The organism is Rathayibacter sp. AY1A5 (assembly GCF_002930875.1).
In the GTDB taxonomy this organism is placed as follows: Bacteria; Actinomycetota; Actinomycetes; order Actinomycetales; family Microbacteriaceae; genus Rathayibacter.
The window spans coordinates 21,682-39,622 of the sequence record NZ_PSTM01000012.1; the positions used below are offsets into that span (position 1 = coordinate 21,682).

The window sequence follows — 17,941 nt, forward strand, 5'->3', positions numbered from 1 at the left end:
CGAGCCGTCAGGTGCGCGCGGGCTCCGAGAGGGCGCGGAGGACGAAGTCGATCACCGGCTCGTAGAGGTGGACGGCCAGCCCGTCGTCGATCGGGACGACCACCTCGATCGAGCCCTGCGCCTCGGCGACGAACACCGCCGGGTCGTTGCAGTCGGCGATCGCGATGACCGGCAGCCCCCGCCGGCCGGCCGCGCCCGCGAAGCCGTGGTCGGCGACGACCAGGTCGGGGCGGACGCCGAGCTCGTCGAGGCGGTCGAGCAGCGCGTCCATCGGCTCCGGCGAGTGCGTGTGCTGCAGCCCTCCCCCGCGGTAGACGCAGGTGACCCCGCCGGTGCACCACAGGACCTGGTGCTCGTCCGCGAGAGGCACGCGGATGCCGTCGGGGGCGGCGAACGGGAGCGCGTTCACGTCGATCACGCGAGCGCCCCGCTCCGTCGCGGCAGCAGCGAAGCGGCGGTAGACGTCCATCAGGGTCGCGGGGTGCGCGGTGGCGAACAGGAGGAGCGCCCCCTCGCGGACAGCGGCGGCGAACCGGTCGCGGTAGCGGGCGAGCCCCGCGACCGTCAGGCGGGCGTCGATCCGGTCCTGCCCGCTCTCGAAGGAGGGGTCGGTGCTGATCCCCACGCGCTCCCCCATCAGGGCGAGCAGGCTCTCGAGCGTCCAGTGCTCGGCCACGTCCACGCCGTAGAGGTGCGCGGGCTCGCGGGCGGCGAGGCGGCGGAGGTTGCCGAGGTTGCTCGCGCGGCCGGTGAGGACGTCCCCGGCGAGGAGGGAGGAGTCGAGGTACGCCTCGAGCTCGGAGTCGGGAAGCGGCATGCGGGACCTCTCGATCGACGGGGAGCTCCCAGGCTACGGGCAGTTCAGGTGTTGACATCCGATCCGTCACCGATATATCGTTATTGCATCGCCGACAGATCGGGAGCAGCCGCTCCCGACGGGCGACCGGATCCGATCGAAAGGGATCCCCTCACGACAGAGAGCAGCACACCCATGAACTCCAGGACCTTCTTCTCCGACGACCGCCGCGACTCCTGCGACGGCGACCACTCCTCCCGCCACGAGCACCCCGGCCGCGGACAGCGCCGCGGACCCGGCGGTCACGGCCGCGGCTTCGGGCCCGGCTTCGGCTTCGGCCCGGGCTTCGGCCCCGGCTTCGGCGGCCCCTTCGGCCGCGGCGGAGGACGCGCCCGACGCGGTGACGTCCGCGCGGCCCTCCTCTCCCTCCTCTCCGAGAAGTCCTCGAACGGCTACGGCCTGATCAAGGCCATCGCCGAGAAGACGAACGGATCGTGGCGTCCCAGCCCCGGCTCCGTCTACCCCACCCTCCAGCAGCTCGTCGACGAGGGCCTCATCACGGCCGTCGGCGAGGGCCGCGGCACCGAGTACCAGCTCACGGACGCGGGCGGCACCTACGTGCGCGAGCACGCCGACGAGCTCGACGCGGCCTGGGAGGCCACCCCCGGCGCGAGCGACGCCGATCGCGCCTTCATGGAGAACGTCGGCAAGCTGATGGGCGTCGTGCAGCAGTTCCGCGGAGCGACCGAGGCGCAGCGCGCCGCCGCGTCCGCCAAGCTCGACGAGACCCGTCGCGCGCTGTACCTCATCCTCGCCGACTGACCTCGGCTCCCCTCCCGCGATCCGTCGCGGGAGCCCCCGGACGGACGGGACCCCTCGCCTCGGCGACGGGGTCCCGTCCGTTCCTCTGTCTCGGGAGCCGGCGCCTCAGCGGGCGGCGGACAGACGGGCCAGTCCCTCGTCGAGGGTGACCGACGGGCTCCACTGCAGATCGGCGCGCGTGCGGCGCTGGTCGAACCAGTGCGCGGTCGAGAGCTGCTCGGCGAGGAAGCGGGTCATCGGCGGCTCGTCGGCGCCGGGCCGCACGGCCCACACGCGCTCGACGAGCGAGCCCGCAGCGCGGGCGACGGAGGCGGGGACGGACCAGCGCGGCGGCTCGACGCCCGAGGCGCGGCAGATCCCGGCGAGCAGCTCGGCGACCGGGCGCGGCTCGCCGTTGGTGACGACGTAGGAGCGGCCGTGCACCTCCTCCGCCCGCCCGAGAGCGGCGACGATCGCCGAGGCGGCGTTGTCGATGTAGGTGGAGTCGATCAGCGCCTGGCCGTGCCCGAGGAGCGGCAGCCGGCCGGCGCGCGCCCGCTCGACGATGCGGGCGACGAGCTGGGTGTCGCCCGGACCCCAGACCAGGTGCGGGCGCACGGCGACCACCGCGAAGCCGGGGGCGTCGGCAGCGAGGGCCAGCAGCTCGGCGCGGGCCTTGGTGCGCGCGTAGTCGCCGCGGGCCCGGTCCGGATCGGCGGGCTCGGCGTCGTCGCCGGTGATCGAGGAGCCGGAGTGGGCGACGGAGGGCGACGAGATCTGGACGAAGCGGCTCACGCCGGCGCGGGCGGCGGCGGCGAGCAGACGCCGGGTGCCGTCGATGTTCACGCGGTCGAAGTCGCCAGGATCGCCGGCGAGAGAGACCTTCGCGGCGAGGTGCACGACGCCCTCGGCCGCGTCGACCGCCTCCTCGACCGCGCGCGGATCGGTCAGCGAGCCCCGCGCCTCCTCGACGCCCGCGACCCCGGAGGGCCGGCGCTGGAAGGTGCGGACCTCGTGCCCCTGGGCGACGAGGCCCGCGGCCACCGCACCGCCGAGCAGGCCGCTCGCGCCGGTGACCAGGACCCTCACGGCGCCACCATCCGGCCGCCGGCGAGCACGCCCTCGGCCCAGCGCGACAGCGCGGCCCGGTCGATCTTGGAGTTGTGGCGGATGTCGGTGGGCAGCGCCGGGACGACGAGCACCGCGGCGACGGGCCGGGCGACGGCCGCGCGCACCTCGGCGGCGAGGGCCTCCTCGGCCAGCACCACGCGGCGCGCGCCCGAGCGCAGCTCGACCACGGCGACCAGCTGCGCGACTCCGCGCGGGCCGGCTCCGACGATCGCGGCGCGGGCGACCGAGGCGACGCGCGCCTCGATCCGCTGCTCCGGTCCGACCGGCGTGACGACGCCGTCCGGCGTGACGACGACGTGCGGCATCCTGCCCTCGACCCAGAGGCGGCCGGCGGAGTCGATCCGCCCGACGTCCCCGGTGCGGTGCCAGCGCTCGCCCGGGACGGCGCCGACGCGGGCGGCGCGGTCGGTGAGCCAGAGGCGCTCGTAGTGGTCCTCGACGTGACCGGCCGAGACGACGATCTCGCCGGTCGTGCCGGTGATCTCCTCCGGCTCGTCCGCGGCGCGGCCGCCGGCGTCGAGCGGGGCGATCCGCAGCCGGACGCCCGCGGCGGGCACGCCCACGCAGACGCCTCCGCGCGGATCGTCGTCGGAGGCGGCCTCGCGGATGCCCTCCAGCGACGCGTCGGTGAGCAGCAGCCCCTCGGTCATGCCGTAGGGAGTGCGGGCGGAGGCGTTCGGCATGAGCGCCTGCGCCTCGCCGAGCAGTCCCGCCGAGACGGGGGCGCCGGCCGAGAGGAAGGTGCGCACGCCGGCGAGGGCCCGGTGGTCGTCGGCGTCGAGCGCGCCGGCGGTGGCCACGACGTTGGCCAGTGCGGCCGGCGAGAGGAACAGCACGGTCGCGTCGACCCGGGCGGCGGCCGCGGCGACGGCGGCCGCGGTGAGCGTCCGGGGCGCGGTGACGTCCATGTCCGGAGTGGCGGAGCGCGTGCCCAGCGCGGGACCGAGCAGGGCGAACGGCGCGAAGCCCGCGACGAGGCCGGTGCCCGGTCCGATCCCGTACTGGCGGGCGAGCGCGTCGCGGACGCCGGCGAGCTGCCGGTGCGTGTAGACGACGCCCTTGGCGGGGCCGGTCGAGCCGGAGGTGAACAGGATCGCGGCCACGGCGTCGGCGGCGGGCGCCTCGCCCAGCGCCTCCGGGTCGGCGGCCAGCTCGGCGCGGCCGAGCTCGATCAGCTGCCCGAGCGACGTGTCGACCCCGAGGGCCGAGGCGGAGGCGCGGGGCAGGGTCTGCGTCGAGACCCGGCCGCCGGGCCAGCGGAGGGCCCGCGCGACGGCGAGGCCGGGCAGGGCGCCGACCACCAGATCCGGCCAGGCACCGCGGACCGCGCGGGTGAGACCGCGCAGGCCCAGGCCCGCGTCGGCGACGACCACGACGGCTCCGATGCGCAGGCACGCGTAGAGCAGCGCCGTCAGGTCGGCACCGGGCGGCACGAGGAGCGAGACGCGGTCGCCCGGGGAGACGCCGGAGGCGCGGAGCCCGGCGGCGAGCTCGCGGACCCGCTGCGAGAGCAGGCGCCACGAGACCGAGCGGGGCCCGCCGCCTCCGGGAGGCGCCATCTCGACCAGAGCGAGCGAGTCGTCCTGCGCGTTGCGGTCGAGGTGCGCCCAGAGCGGCTCGACCGGCGCGGTCGGGCGGCGGACGTCGGGGGCGGGGTCGCCGCCGAACGGCTCCTCGCCGTCGGAGAGGTCGCCCAGCCAGGTGAGGACGGCGGACGAGTAGTCGACGTCCTCGGCCACCAGGTGGCCCGCTCCCTCGTAGCGGTGGACCTGCGCGTGCGGGAGGCGGTCGACGAGGTCGTCGAGGTAGCGGTCGGAGAAGATCGGGTCCAGCGGGCCCCAGAGCATCAGGGCCGGCGTCGTCAGGGCGCTGACGCCCTCGGCGATGCGCTGCAGCTCCGGGTCGCTCGGGTGGGCGGAGTCGACCGGGATGTCGGCGACGAAGCCGCCCACTCCGCCGCGGCGCGACGCGGACCGGTAGGGCGCGCGGTATCCCTCCTTCACCGCGGAGGGCAGCGCCGGGTGCCCCAGCGCGAGGGTCGTCTCGAGGAAGGCCGGCGTGCCGACCGTCGAGGCGCCGAGCACACCCGAGGCGAGCGCGAGCCGGAGCGGGGCCGGGATCGGCTCGTCGGCGCTCTGGTGGATCGCGGTGTTCAGGAGCATCGTGGCGCGCAGCTGCTCCGGGTGGTCGACCGCCCAGCCCAGCGAGACGACTCCGCCCCAGTCGTGGCCGAGGGTGACCACGTCGTCGAGGCCGAGCACGTCGGTGAGGTTCGAGAGCTCGCGCACGCGGTCGGCGAGCGTGTGCAGGGTGCCGGTCCGCTGGGAGAAGCCCATCTCGAGCTGGTCGACAGCGACCACCCGCCAGGCGGGGCCTCCCCGGCGGGCCGACTCGAGCGTGGCGGCCGCGAGGCGGCGCCAGAGGTAGGACCAGGTGGGGTTGCCGTGCACGCAGAGGACGGTGCCGACGGGCTCCGTGCCGAGGGCCTCACCTGTGTCGAGCAGGTGCCAGCGGCGCGGCACGCCCTGGGCGTCCGGAGCGTCGACGAGGCGCGACCACGCGGGATCGAGCCCGTCGAGCCCGGCCGGGGGCAGCTGCGCCGCGGCCGTGGAGCCGAGCGCTCCGCGGATCCGCTCGGCCGGGTGGGGCGCGGTCACCAGGCGATCTCGAGCATCGCGGTGTTGATGCCCGAGCCCACTCCGATGAGCAGCACCCGGTTGCCCGGCTGCAGGGTCTCGGCCTCCTGGGCCAGGGTGATCGGGATCGACGCCGGGCCGACGTTGCCGAGGGTGGGGTAGGTCGTGGGGACGCGGCTGCGGTCGATGCCGACCGCCTTCACCAGGGCGTCGGTGTGCACGTCCGACACCTGGTGCGTGATGTAGCGGTCCATCCCGCTCCAGTTCCAGTCGCGGGTGGCCTCCTTCCACGCCGAGAGGACGAGCTCCATGCCGCCCTTGAGCAGCGCCTTCGCATCCGTGAACATGCCGTCGACGCTGCCGACGCAGAGCTCGTTGAACTGCGTGGCCGCGCGGGTGATGCCGCCGAGGATGCGGTGGCCCTTGGGGTGCTCGTCGGCCGGGCCGAGGACGGCCGCCGCGGCGCCGGAGCCGAGGGTCAGGCTCGCGAACTCGCTCATGAAGTCCTTGCGCTTGACGCCCTCGCGGCTCAGGCGCTCGATGGTGTTGACCTGGATCTCGTCGGCGTCCTCGCCGTCGATGATGAGCGCGTAGCGGATCTGGCCGGAGTCGATCAGCTGCGCGGCGAGGGTCATGCCGTTGACGAAGCCGAGGCACGCGTTCGCGATGTCGAAGTTGATGGCCGACGAGGGCAGGCCGAGCCCGTGGTGCAGGCGCACGGCGACCGAGGGCTCGAGGTGCTTGCGGGTCACCGACGTGTTGATGATCAGGCCGATCTGGTCGGCGCGGACGCCGGCCTCGGCGAGAGCGCGCTTGCCCGCGTCGATCGCCGCTCCGTCGAAGCCCTGCTCGGAGCCCCAGTTGCGGCGCTCGTGCACTCCGGCGACGCGCTGGAGGAGCCCGGTGGGGAGCCGCAGGCGCTTGAGCGCCGGAGCGAGCCGCGCCTCGATCTCGGCCGAGGTGGTCACGCGCGGAGCCAGCGTGGTCGCGACGGACAGCAATGCGACGTTGCGGTGCGTGGTCGTTGCGTTTCCGTCCAACGGAACTCCCTGTCGAGTTGTCGATCCTGGCATGTGCCTCCGTGATTTTACGCTGTCGTTCAGGCTGCGCTTCCTGGACGCCCGCTGGGCGGTCGCGGAACGCGTCCTCGGCGGCCGGGCGGGGGCTCCTCCCCCGGAACGACGGGCGAGGAGCCGCCGAGTCCACACGCGACGCGCGGTGTCAACCCACCCGCCGGGGCGTCAGGTCCCCATCGCCCACGGCTCGCGATCGCCGCGGAGGCGGGCGGCGAGCGCCATCGCCTGCTCGTCGGTCAGGGTCGCGACGTAGTCGACCACACCGCGCCCCCGGCCGAGCCGCTGCAGCGCGGCCGGGTCGGAGGTCGGCCGGCCGCGCTCGTCCGACGGGAGCCAGTCGGGGTGGTCGGCGCGCAGGCGGAAGTAGCCGTCGGTCGCGAGCTCGATCAGGTCGAGCAGCTTCTGCGGAGCCCGCGAGCCGTCGCGCGGGTCCTCGAGCCAGGCGTCGAGGTGGGTCACCAGCGTCTCGAGCACCTGCGACTGGCCGCGCTGGTAGGTGGCGAAGTCCGGCCGGTCGATCACGAAGCGCGTATGCACGAACTTCAGCACGGCCACGTCGTGCCAGGCGTCGGGGAGGAGGGAGAGGTGGCCCGAGCGGACGTTCGGCTCGGCGAGCACCACCACGGAGCGCTGCAGGCGGCCGATCCAGGAGGAGACGAAGGCCTCGATCGCGCGCTCGGTACGCGTCGATCCGTCGAACGGGAGCGCGAGGAGCCCCTCGACCAGCTCGGTCGACACCCGCTCCACGGAGGCGCGGAAGTGCTCGTCGCTCGCGATCCACGGGTCGCGGGCCACGAGCCTCCGGCGGAGCATCTCGAGCGAGTGCCCGGGGGCGCGCGCCCACAGCTCCTCGGCGTCGAGGGCGGCGAGCGCGTTCTGCTCGCGGAGGAACGCGCGGAACTCCACGGCGACGGCCGCCTGCTGCAGCACTCCCGCGCGGTAGAAGTCGTCGAGGTCGTGCAGCGAGTAGGCGATGTCGTCGGCGACGTCCATCACCGAGCACTCGAGGGTCTGCTGCCAGGGGGCGATCGCGGCGAAGCCGGAGCGGGCGTCGAGCAGGTCGTCGAGGTCGAGGGTGTACGCCGAGAACTTCGGCGGAGCGGTCTCCCACCGGCTGGCGGTCGAGCCGCGGGGCAGCTCGGTCGGGTCGGCGGAGTCGATGCCGGGGCGGTGGACCGTCCGCCCCCACGGGTACTTGAGCACGGCGGCTCGGGAGGCGGCGGTGAGGTTCAGCCCCACCTCCACCGTCTCGCAGACGTCGAGCTCGGAGAGGATCCGGAACGACTGCGCGTTGCCCTCGAAGCCCTCCGCGAGCCCCAGCCGCTCGCGCGCGAGGCGGTCGAGCGCCTGCTCGCCGAGGTGGCCGAACGGAGGGTGGCCAAGGTCGTGCGCGCTGGCCGCGGCCTGCACGACCACCGGGTCGCAGCCGCCGAGCCGCTCGACCAGCTCGCGCTGGGCGGGATCGGTGGTGGTCAGCTGCATCGCGATCGCGCGGGCGACCGCGGTGACCTTGATCGAGTGCGTGAGCCGGTTGTGCACGACCTGGCCGACGCCCGAGGGCGAGATGACCTGGGTCACCGCGGAGAGTCGGGCGAAGTACGGCGAGAAGCGGATCCGCTCCAGGTCGACGCGGTACTCGGGGTACTCCTCGCCGGTGGCGAACCGGTCGACCGGCTCGGGGATGCGCCGGTCGCGGCGGTGGTCGTGCGGGGCCGAGGCCCGCGGGGCCGTCGTCTCGGGGAGTGCCGGCTCGCTCATGGCTTCACCCTAATCAGGGGCGCGGGGGCGGAGGGACCGCGCCGCTCCGGCGGTCGGCGTCGCTCCTCCGGTCGGCGTCGCTCCTCCGGTCGGCGTCGCTCCCGCGGCGAGACACCGCGTCCGCCGGCGAGGCACCGCGGGGACGGCGGCGCCTCGGGGAGCGCACGAACACCTCGGCGGTCCGGTGGGCCAGGCCGGCGCCTCGGCGGACGCCGGGACGCCTCGCGGCAGCCCGGCCGACGGGCGAACAGGAGACGCCGGGCGCGGACTCCCGTCAGGCGGACTGCTCGCGCGGAGCGACGGCGAGGTGCACGGCCGCGGCGACGACCGCGCCGAGGACGTAGGCCGCGATGTCGAGCCAGGAGAAGGTGGTGCCGACGACGAGGCGGAGCGGCGCCCACAGCTCGACCAGGCGCGCTGCGACTCCGATCGCCTGCAGCTGCTCCATCGCGATCGACCAGGCCAGCGCGATCCCGGCAGCCGTCACGCCCGGGATGCGCGGCAGGAGCACCGCGATCAGCAGCGCCACCAGGACGACGTAGGCCACTCCGCCGGCGAGGTCGGCGAGCAGCCCCGTGAGCACGAACCGCAGCGCCAGGCCCAGGCCGAGCACGGCGACGGCCGCGAGGGCGAAGCGGAACCGCGCCTTCACCGGGCACGCTCCTCGAGGGCGCGCTGGAGGCGGTCGAGAGCGAGGAGGAACGTGCGGTCGTCGGCCACGCGCCAGCCGAGGGCGGCCGGGGCGGCGACGACCAGGGGCACGAGGACGGTGCGCGGGCGCCGCCTCGCCGCACGCAGGACGGCGGAGGCGGGCGGCGGGGCGAGGACCGCCAGGACCAGTGCGCGGACCCGGTGGGCACCCGAGGGCGAGGTGCCGACGCCCACCGAGACGATCCGATCCCACTCGGCGATGCGCAGGGCGTCCGCGCGCTCGGCGGCGAGTTCGAGTCCGTCGCGGCCGACGGCCAGCACCGCGGCGGCGGCGGCCGGAGCGGCGGAGGCGGGTGCCGCGATCCGGCGCAGCGCCCGGGCGAGCTCGGGAGTGCGCAGGACGGCGAACCCCTCGGTGACCGCGGCGAGCGCCGCCAGCCGGCGCTGCCGCTCCGGGGAGGCCTGACGGACCCGGGCCCGGACGGCGGCCGGGGCGGGCAGGGGCGCGGCGAGCAGCGCCGTCGGCTCGAACCGCGTGCGCGGGGGCAGCGGGACCGCCTGCGGCGTGCGCGGCGGGGGCTCGCCCCAGTGCGGCGTCGATGCGGGATCCATGCGCCCCTCCTTCCTCGCGCGGCTCCGAGCCGCCCCTGAGATCATCCCTCCTCCGCCCTCCCGCCTTGCCGAGAGGGCTCGGCGGGCTTACCATGAAGTACCCCCCGGGGGTATGCCGCGACCGACATGCCGACCGGACGCCCACCGGGCCGATCGACCGGATCGGACCGGACGCACGACACAGGAGGACCCATGAGCACCAGGATCGACCTCGGCCTGACCGCGAGCGGATCGACGGGAGGCTGCGGCTGCGGCGGAGGCGGCGCCTGCGCGTGCGGCGGCCACGGCGACGCCGGCCGCTCCGACGCCGGCCACGCGGCGCAGGGCTCCCTGTCGGCCGCGTCCGTGCAGAGCTTCGGCGTCGCGGGCATGACCTGCGAGCACTGCGTCCGCAGCGTCACCGAGGAGCTCGCCGCCTACCCCGAGGTCTCGGCGGTCGACGTGTCCCTCGCCCCCGACGGGGTCTCGACCGTCACGGTCGGCTCCTCCCGGCCGCTCGGCCGCGAGGAGATCGCCGCCGCCGTCGCCGACGCGGGCTACCGCCTCGCTCCCCTGAGCTGACGTGGCCGAGACCACCGGCACCCCGCTCGAGCTCGCCATCGGAGGGATGACCTGCGCCTCCTGCGTCGCGCGGGTCGAGAAGCGCCTCGACGCGCTCCCCGGCGTCCACGCGACCGTCAACCTCGCCCTCGAGCGCGCGACGCTGACCCTCCCGCGCGGCACGACTCCGGCCGACGCGATCGCCGCCGTCGAGGCCGCGGGCTACAGCGCGACGGTCCCCTCCACCGGCGAGGCGGCTCCCGCGGAGGAGCAGGAGGAGCAGAGCGACGACGACCGCGAGCGGCGCGCCCTGCGCACGCGGCTCCGCGTCTCCGCGCTGCTCGCCGTGCCGGTGGTCCTGCTCTCGATGATCCCGCCGCTGCAGTTCGCGAACTGGCAGTGGCTGTGCCTCGCCCTCGCCTCACCGGTCGCGGTCTGGGGCGCGCTGCCCTTCCACCGCAACGCCTGGCGGGCGCTGCGGCACGGCTCCACCACCATGGACACCCTGATCAGCCTCGGGGTCGGCGCCTCCTTCGCCTGGTCGGTCTGGGCTCTGTTCCTCGGCGACGCCGGGCGGCCCGGCATGAGCATGCCGTTCGAGCTGCTGGGCAGCCGCTCCGGCCACGACGAGATCTACCTCGAGGTCGCCGCCGCCGTCCCCGTCCTCGTGCTGGCCGGCCGCTACCTGGAGGCGCGGTCGAAGCGCGACGCCGGTGCGGCGCTCCGGGCGCTCCTCCGCCTCGGCGCGAAGGACGCCGTGCGCATCGCCGCCGACGGGCAGGAGGAGCGCGTGCCCGCGTCCTCGCTCGCCGTCGGCGACCTCCTCCGCGTGCGCCCCGGCGAGACCGTCGCCGCCGACGGCACCGTGCTCGAGGGCTCGAGCGCGATCGACGCGAGCATGCTCACCGGCGAGAGCGTGCCGGTCGAGGTCGGCCCCGGCTCGACCGTGACCGGCGGAGTGCTCAACGCGCACGGCCTGCTCACCGTCCGCGTCGACCGCGTCGGCTCCGAGACCACGCTCGCGCGGATGGGCCGCCTCGTCTCGGACGCGCAGGCCGGCAAGGCGCGCGTCCAGCGGCTCGCCGACCGCGTCTCCTCCGTCTTCGTGCCGGTCGTGGTGGTTCTCGCCCTGGCAACTCTCGCCGGCTGGCTGATCGCCGGCGCCGACCTCGCCGCCGCCGTCTCTCCCGCCGTCGCCGTCCTCGTCGTCGCGTGCCCGTGCGCGCTGGGCCTGGCCACCCCGACCGCCGTCCTCGTCGGCACCGGCCGCGGCTCCCAGCTCGGGATCCTCCTCCGCGGGCCGGAGGTGCTCGAGGCCGGGCGCCGGATCGACACGGTCGTGCTCGACAAGACCGGCACGCTCACCACGGGCGCGTTCCAGGTCGTCGAGTCCAGCGGCGACGAGAGCCTGCGGATGCTCGCCGCCGTCGAGCGCGGGTCGGAGCATCCGCTCGCCGCAGCGATCGTGGCCGGGGCCGCGCACCTCGACGTCCCCGAGGCGACCGGATTCCGCTCCAGCACCGGGTTCGGCGTGCGCGCCCGGGTCGAGGGCCGCCTGGTCGTCGCCGGCCGGCTGCGCTGGCTGGAGGAGCAGTGGGGCTTCGCGCCGGGCGGTCTCGCCGAGCGCGCCGAGCGAGCGACCGCCGAGGGCGGCACCGTCGTCGGCGTCGGCTGGGAGGGGGCGCTGCGCGGCTTCGCGGTCCTCCGCGACGAGCCGAGGCCGGAGGCGTCCCGCACCGTCCGCGCCCTGCGCGAGCGGGGCCTGCGGGTGATGGTGCTGACCGGCGACAACCCGCGGGCGGCGCAGGCCGTCGCCTCGGCCGTCGGCATCGACGAGGTCGTCGCCGAGGTGCTGCCGGAGGAGAAGCTCGCCGTGATCGAGCGCCTCCGTGCGGAGGGCCGCCACGTCGCCTTCGTCGGCGACGGTGTGAACGACGCCGCCGCGCTGGCCGCCGCGGACGTGGGGATCGCGATGGGCGCCGGATCGGACGCGGCGATCGAGGCGAGCGACATCACCCTCGTCGGCGACGACCTCGGCCGGGTGCCCGACGCCCTGCGCCTCGGGCGCCGCACCCTCGCGGTCATCCGGGGCAACCTCTTCTGGGCCTTCGCCTACAACGTGGCCGCGATCCCGCTCGCGATGGCCGGACTCCTGGGGCCGCTCGTGGCCGGCGCCGCGATGGCGTTCTCGAGCGTCTTCGTCGTGCTGAACAGCCTGCGGCTGCGGTCGTTCCGCTGAGTCCCGGCGGGCCGTCCGGAGTTCCCTCGCGGAGCTCTTGACGGCCCGCCCGCAGGTGGCGAGGGTGAGCGCATGAGCCTCTTCATCACCTGCCCGGTCGACGACGTCGAGCGCGCCACCGCCTTCTACACCGCGCTCGGCTGGACCCTGAACTCCGAGATGTCCCGCGAGGACGTCTCCTGCTTCGGGATCGGTCCCGACACGTCCGTCATGCTGGCGAGCCGCGCGATGTACGAGAGCGTCGGCGCCACCGAGGAGCTGATCGGCGCCCCCGGCACCCCCTCGAAGGTGACCGTCTCGTTCGACCTCGACAGCCGCGAGGCCGTCGACGAGCTCGTCGAGCGGGCCGCCGCCGCGGGAGGCCGGATCGGCGACACCGACGACTACTCCTTCATGTACCAGCGCCAGTTCGACGACCTCGACGGCTACCACTACTCCCCGTTCTGGATGAAGCCGGGCGGCGACGCGGCGGAGTGACGGGGCCGCACGGACTCACTCCGCGTGCCGCAGGCGGTGCCGCCGGACCGCGGCCCGGTTCGCGCAGCGGACGGAGCAGTACCGCTGCCGGCCGTTCCGCGTCACGTCGACGACGACGTTCCTGCAGTGGTCGCCCGGCGCCCGACCGGCCTCGCACCGCAGGAGGCGGCTCATCCCCCGGGTCGTCAGGTGCAGCGCCGTGCCGACCGCGATGACGGCGTGGAGGACGTGCGCCAGGGACTGGTCCTGGTCGCGGTAGTGCAGGTGCCAGCCCTCGTCGTCGTGGTCGGTCAGGCGCGGATACGCGGCGATCGCGGCCATCTGGCGGTTCAGCGACGTCGCCCGGTCGCTCGGAGTCGGCGCGTCGACCACTTCCAGCCACTCGTCGATCACGTCGCGCGTCCGGGCGTGGTCGTCCGGGCCGGACTCGAAGGCCATCGTCATGCCGTATTCGCGCGTTCGAGCCTCGATGCCCGCGCGGTCGGACGGCCAGTCGTTCGCGAGGGAGGCGGCGAGCAGGACCGCGTACTCGCCGTAAGGGTTGAGCTGCATAAGACCATGACAGCACAGTGGCTCCCATGCGCACCTCCACACCCTCCCCGCACCCCTCCGAGCCGCTCGCCCCCGCCGTCGATCCGCACGAGCACGGCTGGACGACCGAGTCGGCCCACCGGACCAGCGAGGGCGTCGTCGTGTACGTCCGCTGCGCCGGCTGCGGCACGCGGCGCGTGGACGTGCGGACCGGGCACCAGGATCCCCCTGCCGCTCTCAGCCGCGTCCTGCCCGCCTCCGACGACCGCTCCCGCCGTGGAGCAGAGGGAGGATGAGGGCATGATCGCCGACCTGACCCTCCCCTGCGACGCCGGCCCCGGGGAGAGGAGCCTCCTCCTCCGGCGTGCGGTGCTCGACGACCTCCCCGCGATCGTCCGGCTCCTCTCCGACGACCCGATCAGCGCCGGGCGCGGAGACGTCGCCGCCGAGGAGGACGGGGCCGCCTACGAGGCCGCCTTCCGGAGCATCGCGCAGGACCCGGGCAACGATCTCGTGGTCGCGGTGGACGGCGCCGGAGCCGTGGTCGGCACGCTGCAGCTGACCGTGATCCCCGGGATGGCGCGCCGCGGCAGCTCCCGCCTGCTCGTCGAAGCGGTCCGGGTGGCGAGCGCCGAGCGGTCGGCGGGGATCGGCACGGCCCTGATGCGCTGGGTGCTGGACGTCGCTGCGATCGAGCTCCGCACGCCGCTCGTCCAGCTGACCTCGGACGCCGCCCGCACCGACGCCCACCGCTTCTACCTGCGCCTGGGCTTCGTCGACTCGCACGTGGGCTTCAAGCGCCGCGTCGAGCTGCCGGGCTCGTAGCGGCGGTGCGGGCAGCCCGTCCGGACGCCTGATCGGCGTGTCCCCGCAAGCACGACCGGCGCAGGAGGGGACGCCCCGAGCGGAGGCCCGGACGGCACCGCTCGCCTCTCCCCGGCCGACGTGATTGGCTGGCCCGATGAGAACCGAGACCCGCCAGGGCGTCCCCCTCCTGCTCGTCGACGACGACGGAGGCGCGCTCTCGACCCCGGACGACGCGATCGCGCTGATCGGCGAGACCTACGGCGGCGACGTCGAGACGATCGTGGTGCCCGTCGGCCGGCTCGACCCCGAGTTCCTCCGCCTGCGCTCCGGCATCGCCGGCGAGTTCGTGCAGAAGTTCGTCTCGTACGGCAAGCGGCTGGTGATCCTCGGCGACGTCAGCGGGCCGGTGGCGGAGTCGAGCGCGCTGCAGGCCTTCGTCGTCGAGTCGAACCGCGGCGACCACCTCTGGTTCGCCGCCGACCTCGAGGCGCTCGACGCCCGCCTCCGCAGCTCCGGGACCGCGAACGAGCCCGGCGCCGACGGCGGAGTGGAGCCGACGCCCGGCCCCGCCCGCTGATGCCCCTGCTCCAGCCCGGCCCCGACGGCTCTCCACCCGAGGTCGACGGTCCGGTCCGCCTCCTCCTGCTCGCCGACACGCACCTCCCGAAGCGGGCGAAGGCCCTCCCGGACGAGGTGTGGCGCGCGGTCGACGAGGCCGACCTGGTCGTGCACGCGGGCGACTGGGTCGACGAGGCGACGCTGGACGCGCTGGAGGAGCGGGCGGCGCTCCTGCTGGCCGTGTGGGGCAACAACGATCCGGAGCCGCTGCGCGCCCGCCTGCCCGAGGTCGCGCGCGCCCGCGTCGCCGGCCTCGACGTCCGCGTGGTGCACGAGACCGGAGCGGCGACCGGCCGCGAGACCCGCGCCGACGCCGCTCATCCGGGTGCCGACGTGCTCGTCTTCGGGCACAGCCACATCCCCTGGGACACCGTCTCCCCGGCGGGTCTCCGCCTGCTCAATCCGGGCTCCCCGACGGATCGGAGGCGCCAGCCGGCCTGCACCTTCCTGACCGCCGTCGCCGACGACGGAGCGCTCCGCGACGTGCACCTGACCGCCCTGCCGCTCCGGGCACGAACCATTCCCGGCGGCGGCGCAAGGGGGTCACAGAGCATTTAGGTCGGCCTAAGCTCACCTGGATGAGCAGCTCACACGACCACCCCGACTCCGCGCACCTGCGCCCGGAGGGTCTCGACGACGCCACCGTGGCGGCGCTCGGGAAGCTCTCGGAGGCGCTCGAGACGGTCGAGCACGCCCGCGGTCTGCTCTACGGCTTCCACCGGCTCACCGGCGCGGCCGACCTCGCTCTGGGCGAGGCCGTCGACGCGCTGCGCGAGGCCGGCCACGCCGCGACCGCCGAGCGGATCGAGGCCGAGCTCGTCGGCCGCAACGTCATCGAGGGGCGCTGGACCTTCCAGATCGTCGAGGACTACGACGACACCTACTACGCCGCGTTCCGGGAGCAGGAGCGCGCCGCGCGCGACGAGCTCGCCGGCGGACGCCGCCACCTCTTCGAGTCCGAGATGAAGGAGGACCGCCGCTCCGGCGGCCGCCGCCACCACGAGTCGCGCCCGGAGGCGGGCTCGTGAACGCCGTCATCCGGATGCACGCCTCGTCGCTGCGGGTCAAGGCGGTCACGCCGGGCCGCGGCGGACGCGGCACGCCTCCCGAGCCCGAGGCGACGATGCGGCGCACCACGCTCAGCATCGACGGCCGCCGCTTCCTCCTCGCCGTCTCCCTCGACACCGAGGAGCTCGAGAAGCGCCTGGTCGAGGCCGTGCGCAACCGCGGCGACATGGTGAGCTTCACGGTCGCCGGCGAGCGGGAGGTCTGCGTGCTGGTCTCCCCGGGCGTCGCGGTCATCCTCGAGCACGAGGACGTCCCGGTCGAGGATCCGGACGCCGAGGACGCGCCGATCCTGTACGACGACGTCGAGTACCTGACCTGATCCGTCGGCGACCGGTCCCGGCCGCCGGTCCGGGCGCGGACTCTCGACTCGGGTCGTCCGTCCGCTCAGACCGCTCCGGTGCTCGCCCACAGGTGGAACGCCGCGTGCGCCCGGTGCGGCCGCCACGCCTGCGACGCCGCCTCCGCCTCCACCGTGCTCACCCGGCCGAGCGCCTTCCGCAGCACCAGGTCGCCGGCGGGGAAGGCGTCCGGATCGCCGAGGAACCGGAGCGCGAGGTAGTCGGCCGTCCACGGCCCGATGCCCGGGATCGCGAGAAGCGCGCGCCGCTGCTCCGGCAGGTCGCCCGCGCGGTCGAGCACGGGTCCGGCGGCGAAGGCCTCGGCGACGGCCCGGACCGTCCGCGCCCGGGCGTTGGTGATCCCGATCGCTGAGCGCAGCGCCTCGAACTCCGGCGCGAGCAGGGCGGCGGGTGCGGGGAAGGCCAGGAGACCGCGCTCCCCCGGGGCGCCGAAGGCCGCGGCGGTGCGTCCGCCGAAGGTCCGGGCCGCGGCGACGGACACCTGCTGGCCGAGGACCGCCATGACCGCCGCCTCGAACGCCTCCGGGTACTGCGTCGCGCGCAGCCCCGGCCGGGCCGCGACGGAGCGGGCGAGCAGCGGGTCCCGCGAGAGCTCGGCGCCGATCGCCACCACGTCGGAGTCGAGGTCGAACCAGGCTCGGACGACCGCGGCCGCCGGCGTCAGCACGTCCGGCTCCGCCTCCACCCGCAGCCCGGTCTCCGTCACCTCGAGCGCGATCGGCCGCGGCGCCCCGTCGAGGGTGAGCAGGCGCTCCAGGCGCCGGCCGTCGGCCGAGACCCGCTCCACTCCGGGGAGGGCGTGGTTGCGGAGGAGGCTCGCGGCGCCGGCTGAGTCGAAGGGCCCGAGGGCCGGCAGGTCGAGGGAGGACGTCTCGTTCAGGGGAGCAGGACCGTCTTGCCGCGCGCGCGGCCCGACTCGACGAGGGCGAGCGCGGCGGCCGCCTCGGTCAGCGGGAAGGAGGGCCCGAGCACGACCTCGAGCTCCCCGCGACCGGCGCGGTCGAGCAGGCCCGGCCGGGCGGCGTCGCGGAGCGCGGTGCCGGGATCGGCTCCCGGTCCGCCGCCGAGCATCAGGATCCCGCCGAGGCGGGCGGCGTGCTCGAAGCCGGCGACGGTGGCGATGCGCGAGCGGTCGGCGACGAGAGCCACCGAGGCGTCCAGCGCCTCGTCGGTGCCCGCCGTGTCCAGCGCGACGTCGACGCCGCCGGGGGCCAGGGCGCGCACGCGCTCCTCCAGCCCGGCGCCGTAGCGGACCGGCTCCGCGCCGAAGCGGCGGACGACCTCCTCGCCGCGCTCGCTCGTGGTGCCCAGCACCCGTGCTCCGCGGGCGACCGCGAGCTGCACCGCGAGCGAGCCGACGGCTCCGCTCGCCCCGTGCACCAGGACGGTGACCCCGGAGGAGACGCGGGTGGCCTCGACGAGGTGCTCGGCGGTCGTCCCGGCCAGCAGCAGGCCCGCGGCCGCCGCCCAGCCGAGCCCGGCGGGCTTGGGCAGGACCGCGCTCGCGGGCGCGACCAGCTCGGCGGAGTAGCCGCCGGAGACCCGGAACGCCACGACCTCGTCGCCCACGCGGATCTGGCCGAGCGGCCCCTCGGCCCCCTCGCCGACCGCGGTCACGACTCCGGAGACCTCGCTGCCCGGCCGGACCGGCACCCGCCCGCGCCCGAACATCCCGCGCAGGAGCTTCGCGTCGGCCGGGTTCACGCCCGCGGCGCGCACCGCGATCCGCACCCTGCCGGGCGCCGGCTCCCCCGGATCGACCTCGACGGCGCGCAGCGCCTCCGGCCCGTCGAATCCCTCGGCCTGCATCGCGACGACCATGCGTCCGCCTCCCGTCCCCG

General features: G+C 75.5%; 20 protein-coding genes. 10 read left to right on the forward strand and 10 right to left on the reverse strand.

All coding sequences use genetic code 11. The annotated features are described in order from the left end of the window. Window positions 1-7: 7 nt before the first annotated feature. Window positions 8-817, reverse strand: coding sequence for a phosphatase (locus C5B98_RS09965; RefSeq protein WP_104224186.1), 810 nt, complete (start codon window positions 815-817; stop codon window positions 8-10). 174 nt (window positions 818-991) lie between these two features. Between C5B98_RS09965 and C5B98_RS09970 the strand changes: the two genes are divergently transcribed. Next, entirely contained in the window at window positions 992-1,618 is a 627-nt protein-coding gene (locus tag C5B98_RS09970) for a PadR family transcriptional regulator (RefSeq protein ID WP_104224185.1), read from the forward strand. 105 nt (window positions 1,619-1,723) lie between these two features. On the opposite strand, the gene C5B98_RS09975 is transcribed toward C5B98_RS09970, so the two are convergent. The 6 genes from C5B98_RS09975 to C5B98_RS16970 all read right to left on the reverse strand — a co-directional run bounded on the left by C5B98_RS09975 (window position 1,724) and on the right by C5B98_RS16970 (window position 9,461). Continuing rightward, a complete protein-coding gene (locus tag C5B98_RS09975) occupies window positions 1,724-2,686 on the reverse strand; it encodes an NAD(P)-dependent oxidoreductase (protein WP_104224184.1) in 963 nt (320 codons plus the stop codon). Further along, complete coding sequence (locus C5B98_RS09980; protein ID WP_258063491.1) at window positions 2,683-5,385, reverse strand: alpha/beta fold hydrolase; 2,703 nt, start codon at window positions 5,383-5,385, stop codon at window positions 2,683-2,685. The genes C5B98_RS09975 and C5B98_RS09980 overlap by 4 nt, the downstream gene beginning before the upstream one ends. Next, window positions 5,382-6,437, reverse strand: a complete 1,056-nt coding sequence (locus tag C5B98_RS09985) for a 3-oxoacyl-ACP synthase III (protein ID WP_104224183.1) — start codon at window positions 6,435-6,437, stop codon at window positions 5,382-5,384. Before C5B98_RS09985 ends, C5B98_RS09980 begins: the two co-directional genes overlap by 4 nt. A 168-nt stretch (window positions 6,438-6,605) precedes the next feature. Then, on the reverse strand, window positions 6,606-8,198 hold the full coding sequence (locus tag C5B98_RS09990) for a deoxyguanosinetriphosphate triphosphohydrolase family protein (protein ID WP_104224182.1): 1,593 nt from the start codon (window positions 8,196-8,198) through the stop codon (window positions 6,606-6,608). 274 nt (window positions 8,199-8,472) lie between these two features. Then, window positions 8,473-8,850: a DUF2809 domain-containing protein gene (locus C5B98_RS16965; RefSeq protein ID WP_104262387.1), complete on the reverse strand. Its 378-nt coding sequence runs from the start codon at window positions 8,848-8,850 to the stop codon at window positions 8,473-8,475. Further along, window positions 8,847-9,461 carry a hypothetical protein gene (locus C5B98_RS16970; RefSeq protein WP_181065515.1) on the reverse strand — a complete coding sequence of 205 codons (615 nt, stop codon included), beginning with the start codon at window positions 9,459-9,461 and terminating at the stop codon, window positions 8,847-8,849. The genes C5B98_RS16965 and C5B98_RS16970 overlap by 4 nt, the downstream gene beginning before the upstream one ends. Window positions 9,462-9,653: 192 nt before the next feature. Between C5B98_RS16970 and C5B98_RS17290 the strand changes: the two genes are divergently transcribed. From C5B98_RS17290 to C5B98_RS10010, 3 genes are all read left to right on the forward strand, one after another. Next, a complete protein-coding gene (locus C5B98_RS17290; RefSeq protein ID WP_104224180.1) occupies window positions 9,654-10,022 on the forward strand; it encodes a heavy-metal-associated domain-containing protein in 369 nt (122 codons plus the stop codon). 1 nt (window position 10,023) lies between these two features. Further along, window positions 10,024-12,240, forward strand: a complete 2,217-nt coding sequence (locus C5B98_RS10005) for a cation-translocating P-type ATPase (RefSeq protein ID WP_258062322.1) — start codon at window positions 10,024-10,026, stop codon at window positions 12,238-12,240. 72 nt (window positions 12,241-12,312) lie between these two features. Next, window positions 12,313-12,717, forward strand: coding sequence for a VOC family protein (locus C5B98_RS10010; protein WP_104224179.1), 405 nt, complete (start codon window positions 12,313-12,315; stop codon window positions 12,715-12,717). A gap of 15 nt (window positions 12,718-12,732) precedes the next feature. Here the strand turns inward: C5B98_RS10010 and C5B98_RS10015 are convergent, their stop codons facing one another. Continuing rightward, window positions 12,733-13,269 (reverse strand): CGNR zinc finger domain-containing protein, encoded by a 537-nt coding sequence (locus C5B98_RS10015; RefSeq protein WP_104224178.1) that lies wholly within the window; start codon window positions 13,267-13,269, stop codon window positions 12,733-12,735. A 26-nt stretch (window positions 13,270-13,295) separates the two neighbouring features. On the opposite strand from C5B98_RS10015, the gene C5B98_RS10020 reads away from it, so the two are divergent. From C5B98_RS10020 to C5B98_RS10045, 6 genes are all read left to right on the forward strand, one after another. Beyond that, window positions 13,296-13,544 carry a hypothetical protein gene (locus C5B98_RS10020; protein WP_104224177.1) on the forward strand — a complete coding sequence of 83 codons (249 nt, stop codon included), beginning with the start codon at window positions 13,296-13,298 and terminating at the stop codon, window positions 13,542-13,544. A gap of 4 nt (window positions 13,545-13,548) precedes the next feature. Beyond that, window positions 13,549-14,073 carry a GNAT family N-acetyltransferase gene (locus C5B98_RS10025; protein ID WP_104224176.1) on the forward strand — a complete coding sequence of 175 codons (525 nt, stop codon included), beginning with the start codon at window positions 13,549-13,551 and terminating at the stop codon, window positions 14,071-14,073. A gap of 136 nt (window positions 14,074-14,209) precedes the next feature. Beyond that, on the forward strand, window positions 14,210-14,632 hold the full coding sequence (locus C5B98_RS10030) for a DUF4180 domain-containing protein (RefSeq protein WP_104224175.1): 423 nt from the start codon (window positions 14,210-14,212) through the stop codon (window positions 14,630-14,632). Continuing rightward, on the forward strand, window positions 14,632-15,231 hold the full coding sequence (locus C5B98_RS10035) for a metallophosphoesterase (RefSeq protein ID WP_104224174.1): 600 nt from the start codon (window positions 14,632-14,634) through the stop codon (window positions 15,229-15,231). Before C5B98_RS10030 ends, C5B98_RS10035 begins: the two co-directional genes overlap by 1 nt. Window positions 15,232-15,251: 20 nt before the next feature. After that, entirely contained in the window at window positions 15,252-15,701 is a 450-nt protein-coding gene (locus tag C5B98_RS10040; RefSeq protein WP_104224173.1) for a hypothetical protein, read from the forward strand. After that, on the forward strand, window positions 15,698-16,060 hold the full coding sequence (locus tag C5B98_RS10045) for a hypothetical protein (protein WP_104224172.1): 363 nt from the start codon (window positions 15,698-15,700) through the stop codon (window positions 16,058-16,060). Before C5B98_RS10040 ends, C5B98_RS10045 begins: the two co-directional genes overlap by 4 nt. A 65-nt stretch (window positions 16,061-16,125) precedes the next feature. On the opposite strand, the gene C5B98_RS10050 is transcribed toward C5B98_RS10045, so the two are convergent. Then, window positions 16,126-16,980, reverse strand: a complete 855-nt coding sequence (locus C5B98_RS10050) for an AlkA N-terminal domain-containing protein (RefSeq protein WP_308470856.1) — start codon at window positions 16,978-16,980, stop codon at window positions 16,126-16,128. Further along, complete coding sequence (locus C5B98_RS10055) at window positions 16,977-17,921, reverse strand: NADP-dependent oxidoreductase (protein WP_258062321.1); 945 nt, start codon at window positions 17,919-17,921, stop codon at window positions 16,977-16,979. Before C5B98_RS10055 ends, C5B98_RS10050 begins: the two co-directional genes overlap by 4 nt. Window positions 17,922-17,941 lie beyond the last annotated feature (20 nt).

Bases quoted from the DNA above. Each gene is read 5' to 3' on its own strand.
- C5B98_RS09985 (WP_104224183.1), bottom strand. From the start codon at position 6,437: ATGCCAGGATCGACAACTCGACAGGGAGTTCCGTTGGACGGAAACGCA.
- C5B98_RS10040 (WP_104224173.1), top strand. From the start codon at position 15,252: ATGAGCAGCTCACACGACCACCCCGACTCCGCGCACCTGCGCCCGGAG.
- C5B98_RS10035 (WP_104224174.1), top strand. From the start codon at position 14,632: ATGCCCCTGCTCCAGCCCGGCCCCGACGGCTCTCCACCCGAGGTCGAC.
- C5B98_RS09990 (WP_104224182.1), bottom strand. From the start codon at position 8,198: ATGAGCGAGCCGGCACTCCCCGAGACGACGGCCCCGCGGGCCTCGGCC.
- C5B98_RS10015 (WP_104224178.1), bottom strand. From the start codon at position 13,269: ATGCAGCTCAACCCTTACGGCGAGTACGCGGTCCTGCTCGCCGCCTCC.
- C5B98_RS10055 (WP_258062321.1), bottom strand. From the start codon at position 17,921: ATGGTCGTCGCGATGCAGGCCGAGGGATTCGACGGGCCGGAGGCGCTG.
- C5B98_RS10025 (WP_104224176.1), top strand. From the start codon at position 13,549: ATGATCGCCGACCTGACCCTCCCCTGCGACGCCGGCCCCGGGGAGAGG.
- C5B98_RS17290 (WP_104224180.1), top strand. From the start codon at position 9,654: ATGAGCACCAGGATCGACCTCGGCCTGACCGCGAGCGGATCGACGGGA.
- C5B98_RS10030 (WP_104224175.1), top strand. From the start codon at position 14,210: ATGAGAACCGAGACCCGCCAGGGCGTCCCCCTCCTGCTCGTCGACGAC.
- C5B98_RS10010 (WP_104224179.1), top strand. From the start codon at position 12,313: ATGAGCCTCTTCATCACCTGCCCGGTCGACGACGTCGAGCGCGCCACC.
- C5B98_RS10020 (WP_104224177.1), top strand. From the start codon at position 13,296: ATGCGCACCTCCACACCCTCCCCGCACCCCTCCGAGCCGCTCGCCCCC.
- C5B98_RS09965 (WP_104224186.1), bottom strand. From the start codon at position 817: ATGCCGCTTCCCGACTCCGAGCTCGAGGCGTACCTCGACTCCTCCCTC.
- C5B98_RS09970 (WP_104224185.1), top strand. From the start codon at position 992: ATGAACTCCAGGACCTTCTTCTCCGACGACCGCCGCGACTCCTGCGAC.
- C5B98_RS16970 (WP_181065515.1), bottom strand. From the start codon at position 9,461: ATGGATCCCGCATCGACGCCGCACTGGGGCGAGCCCCCGCCGCGCACG.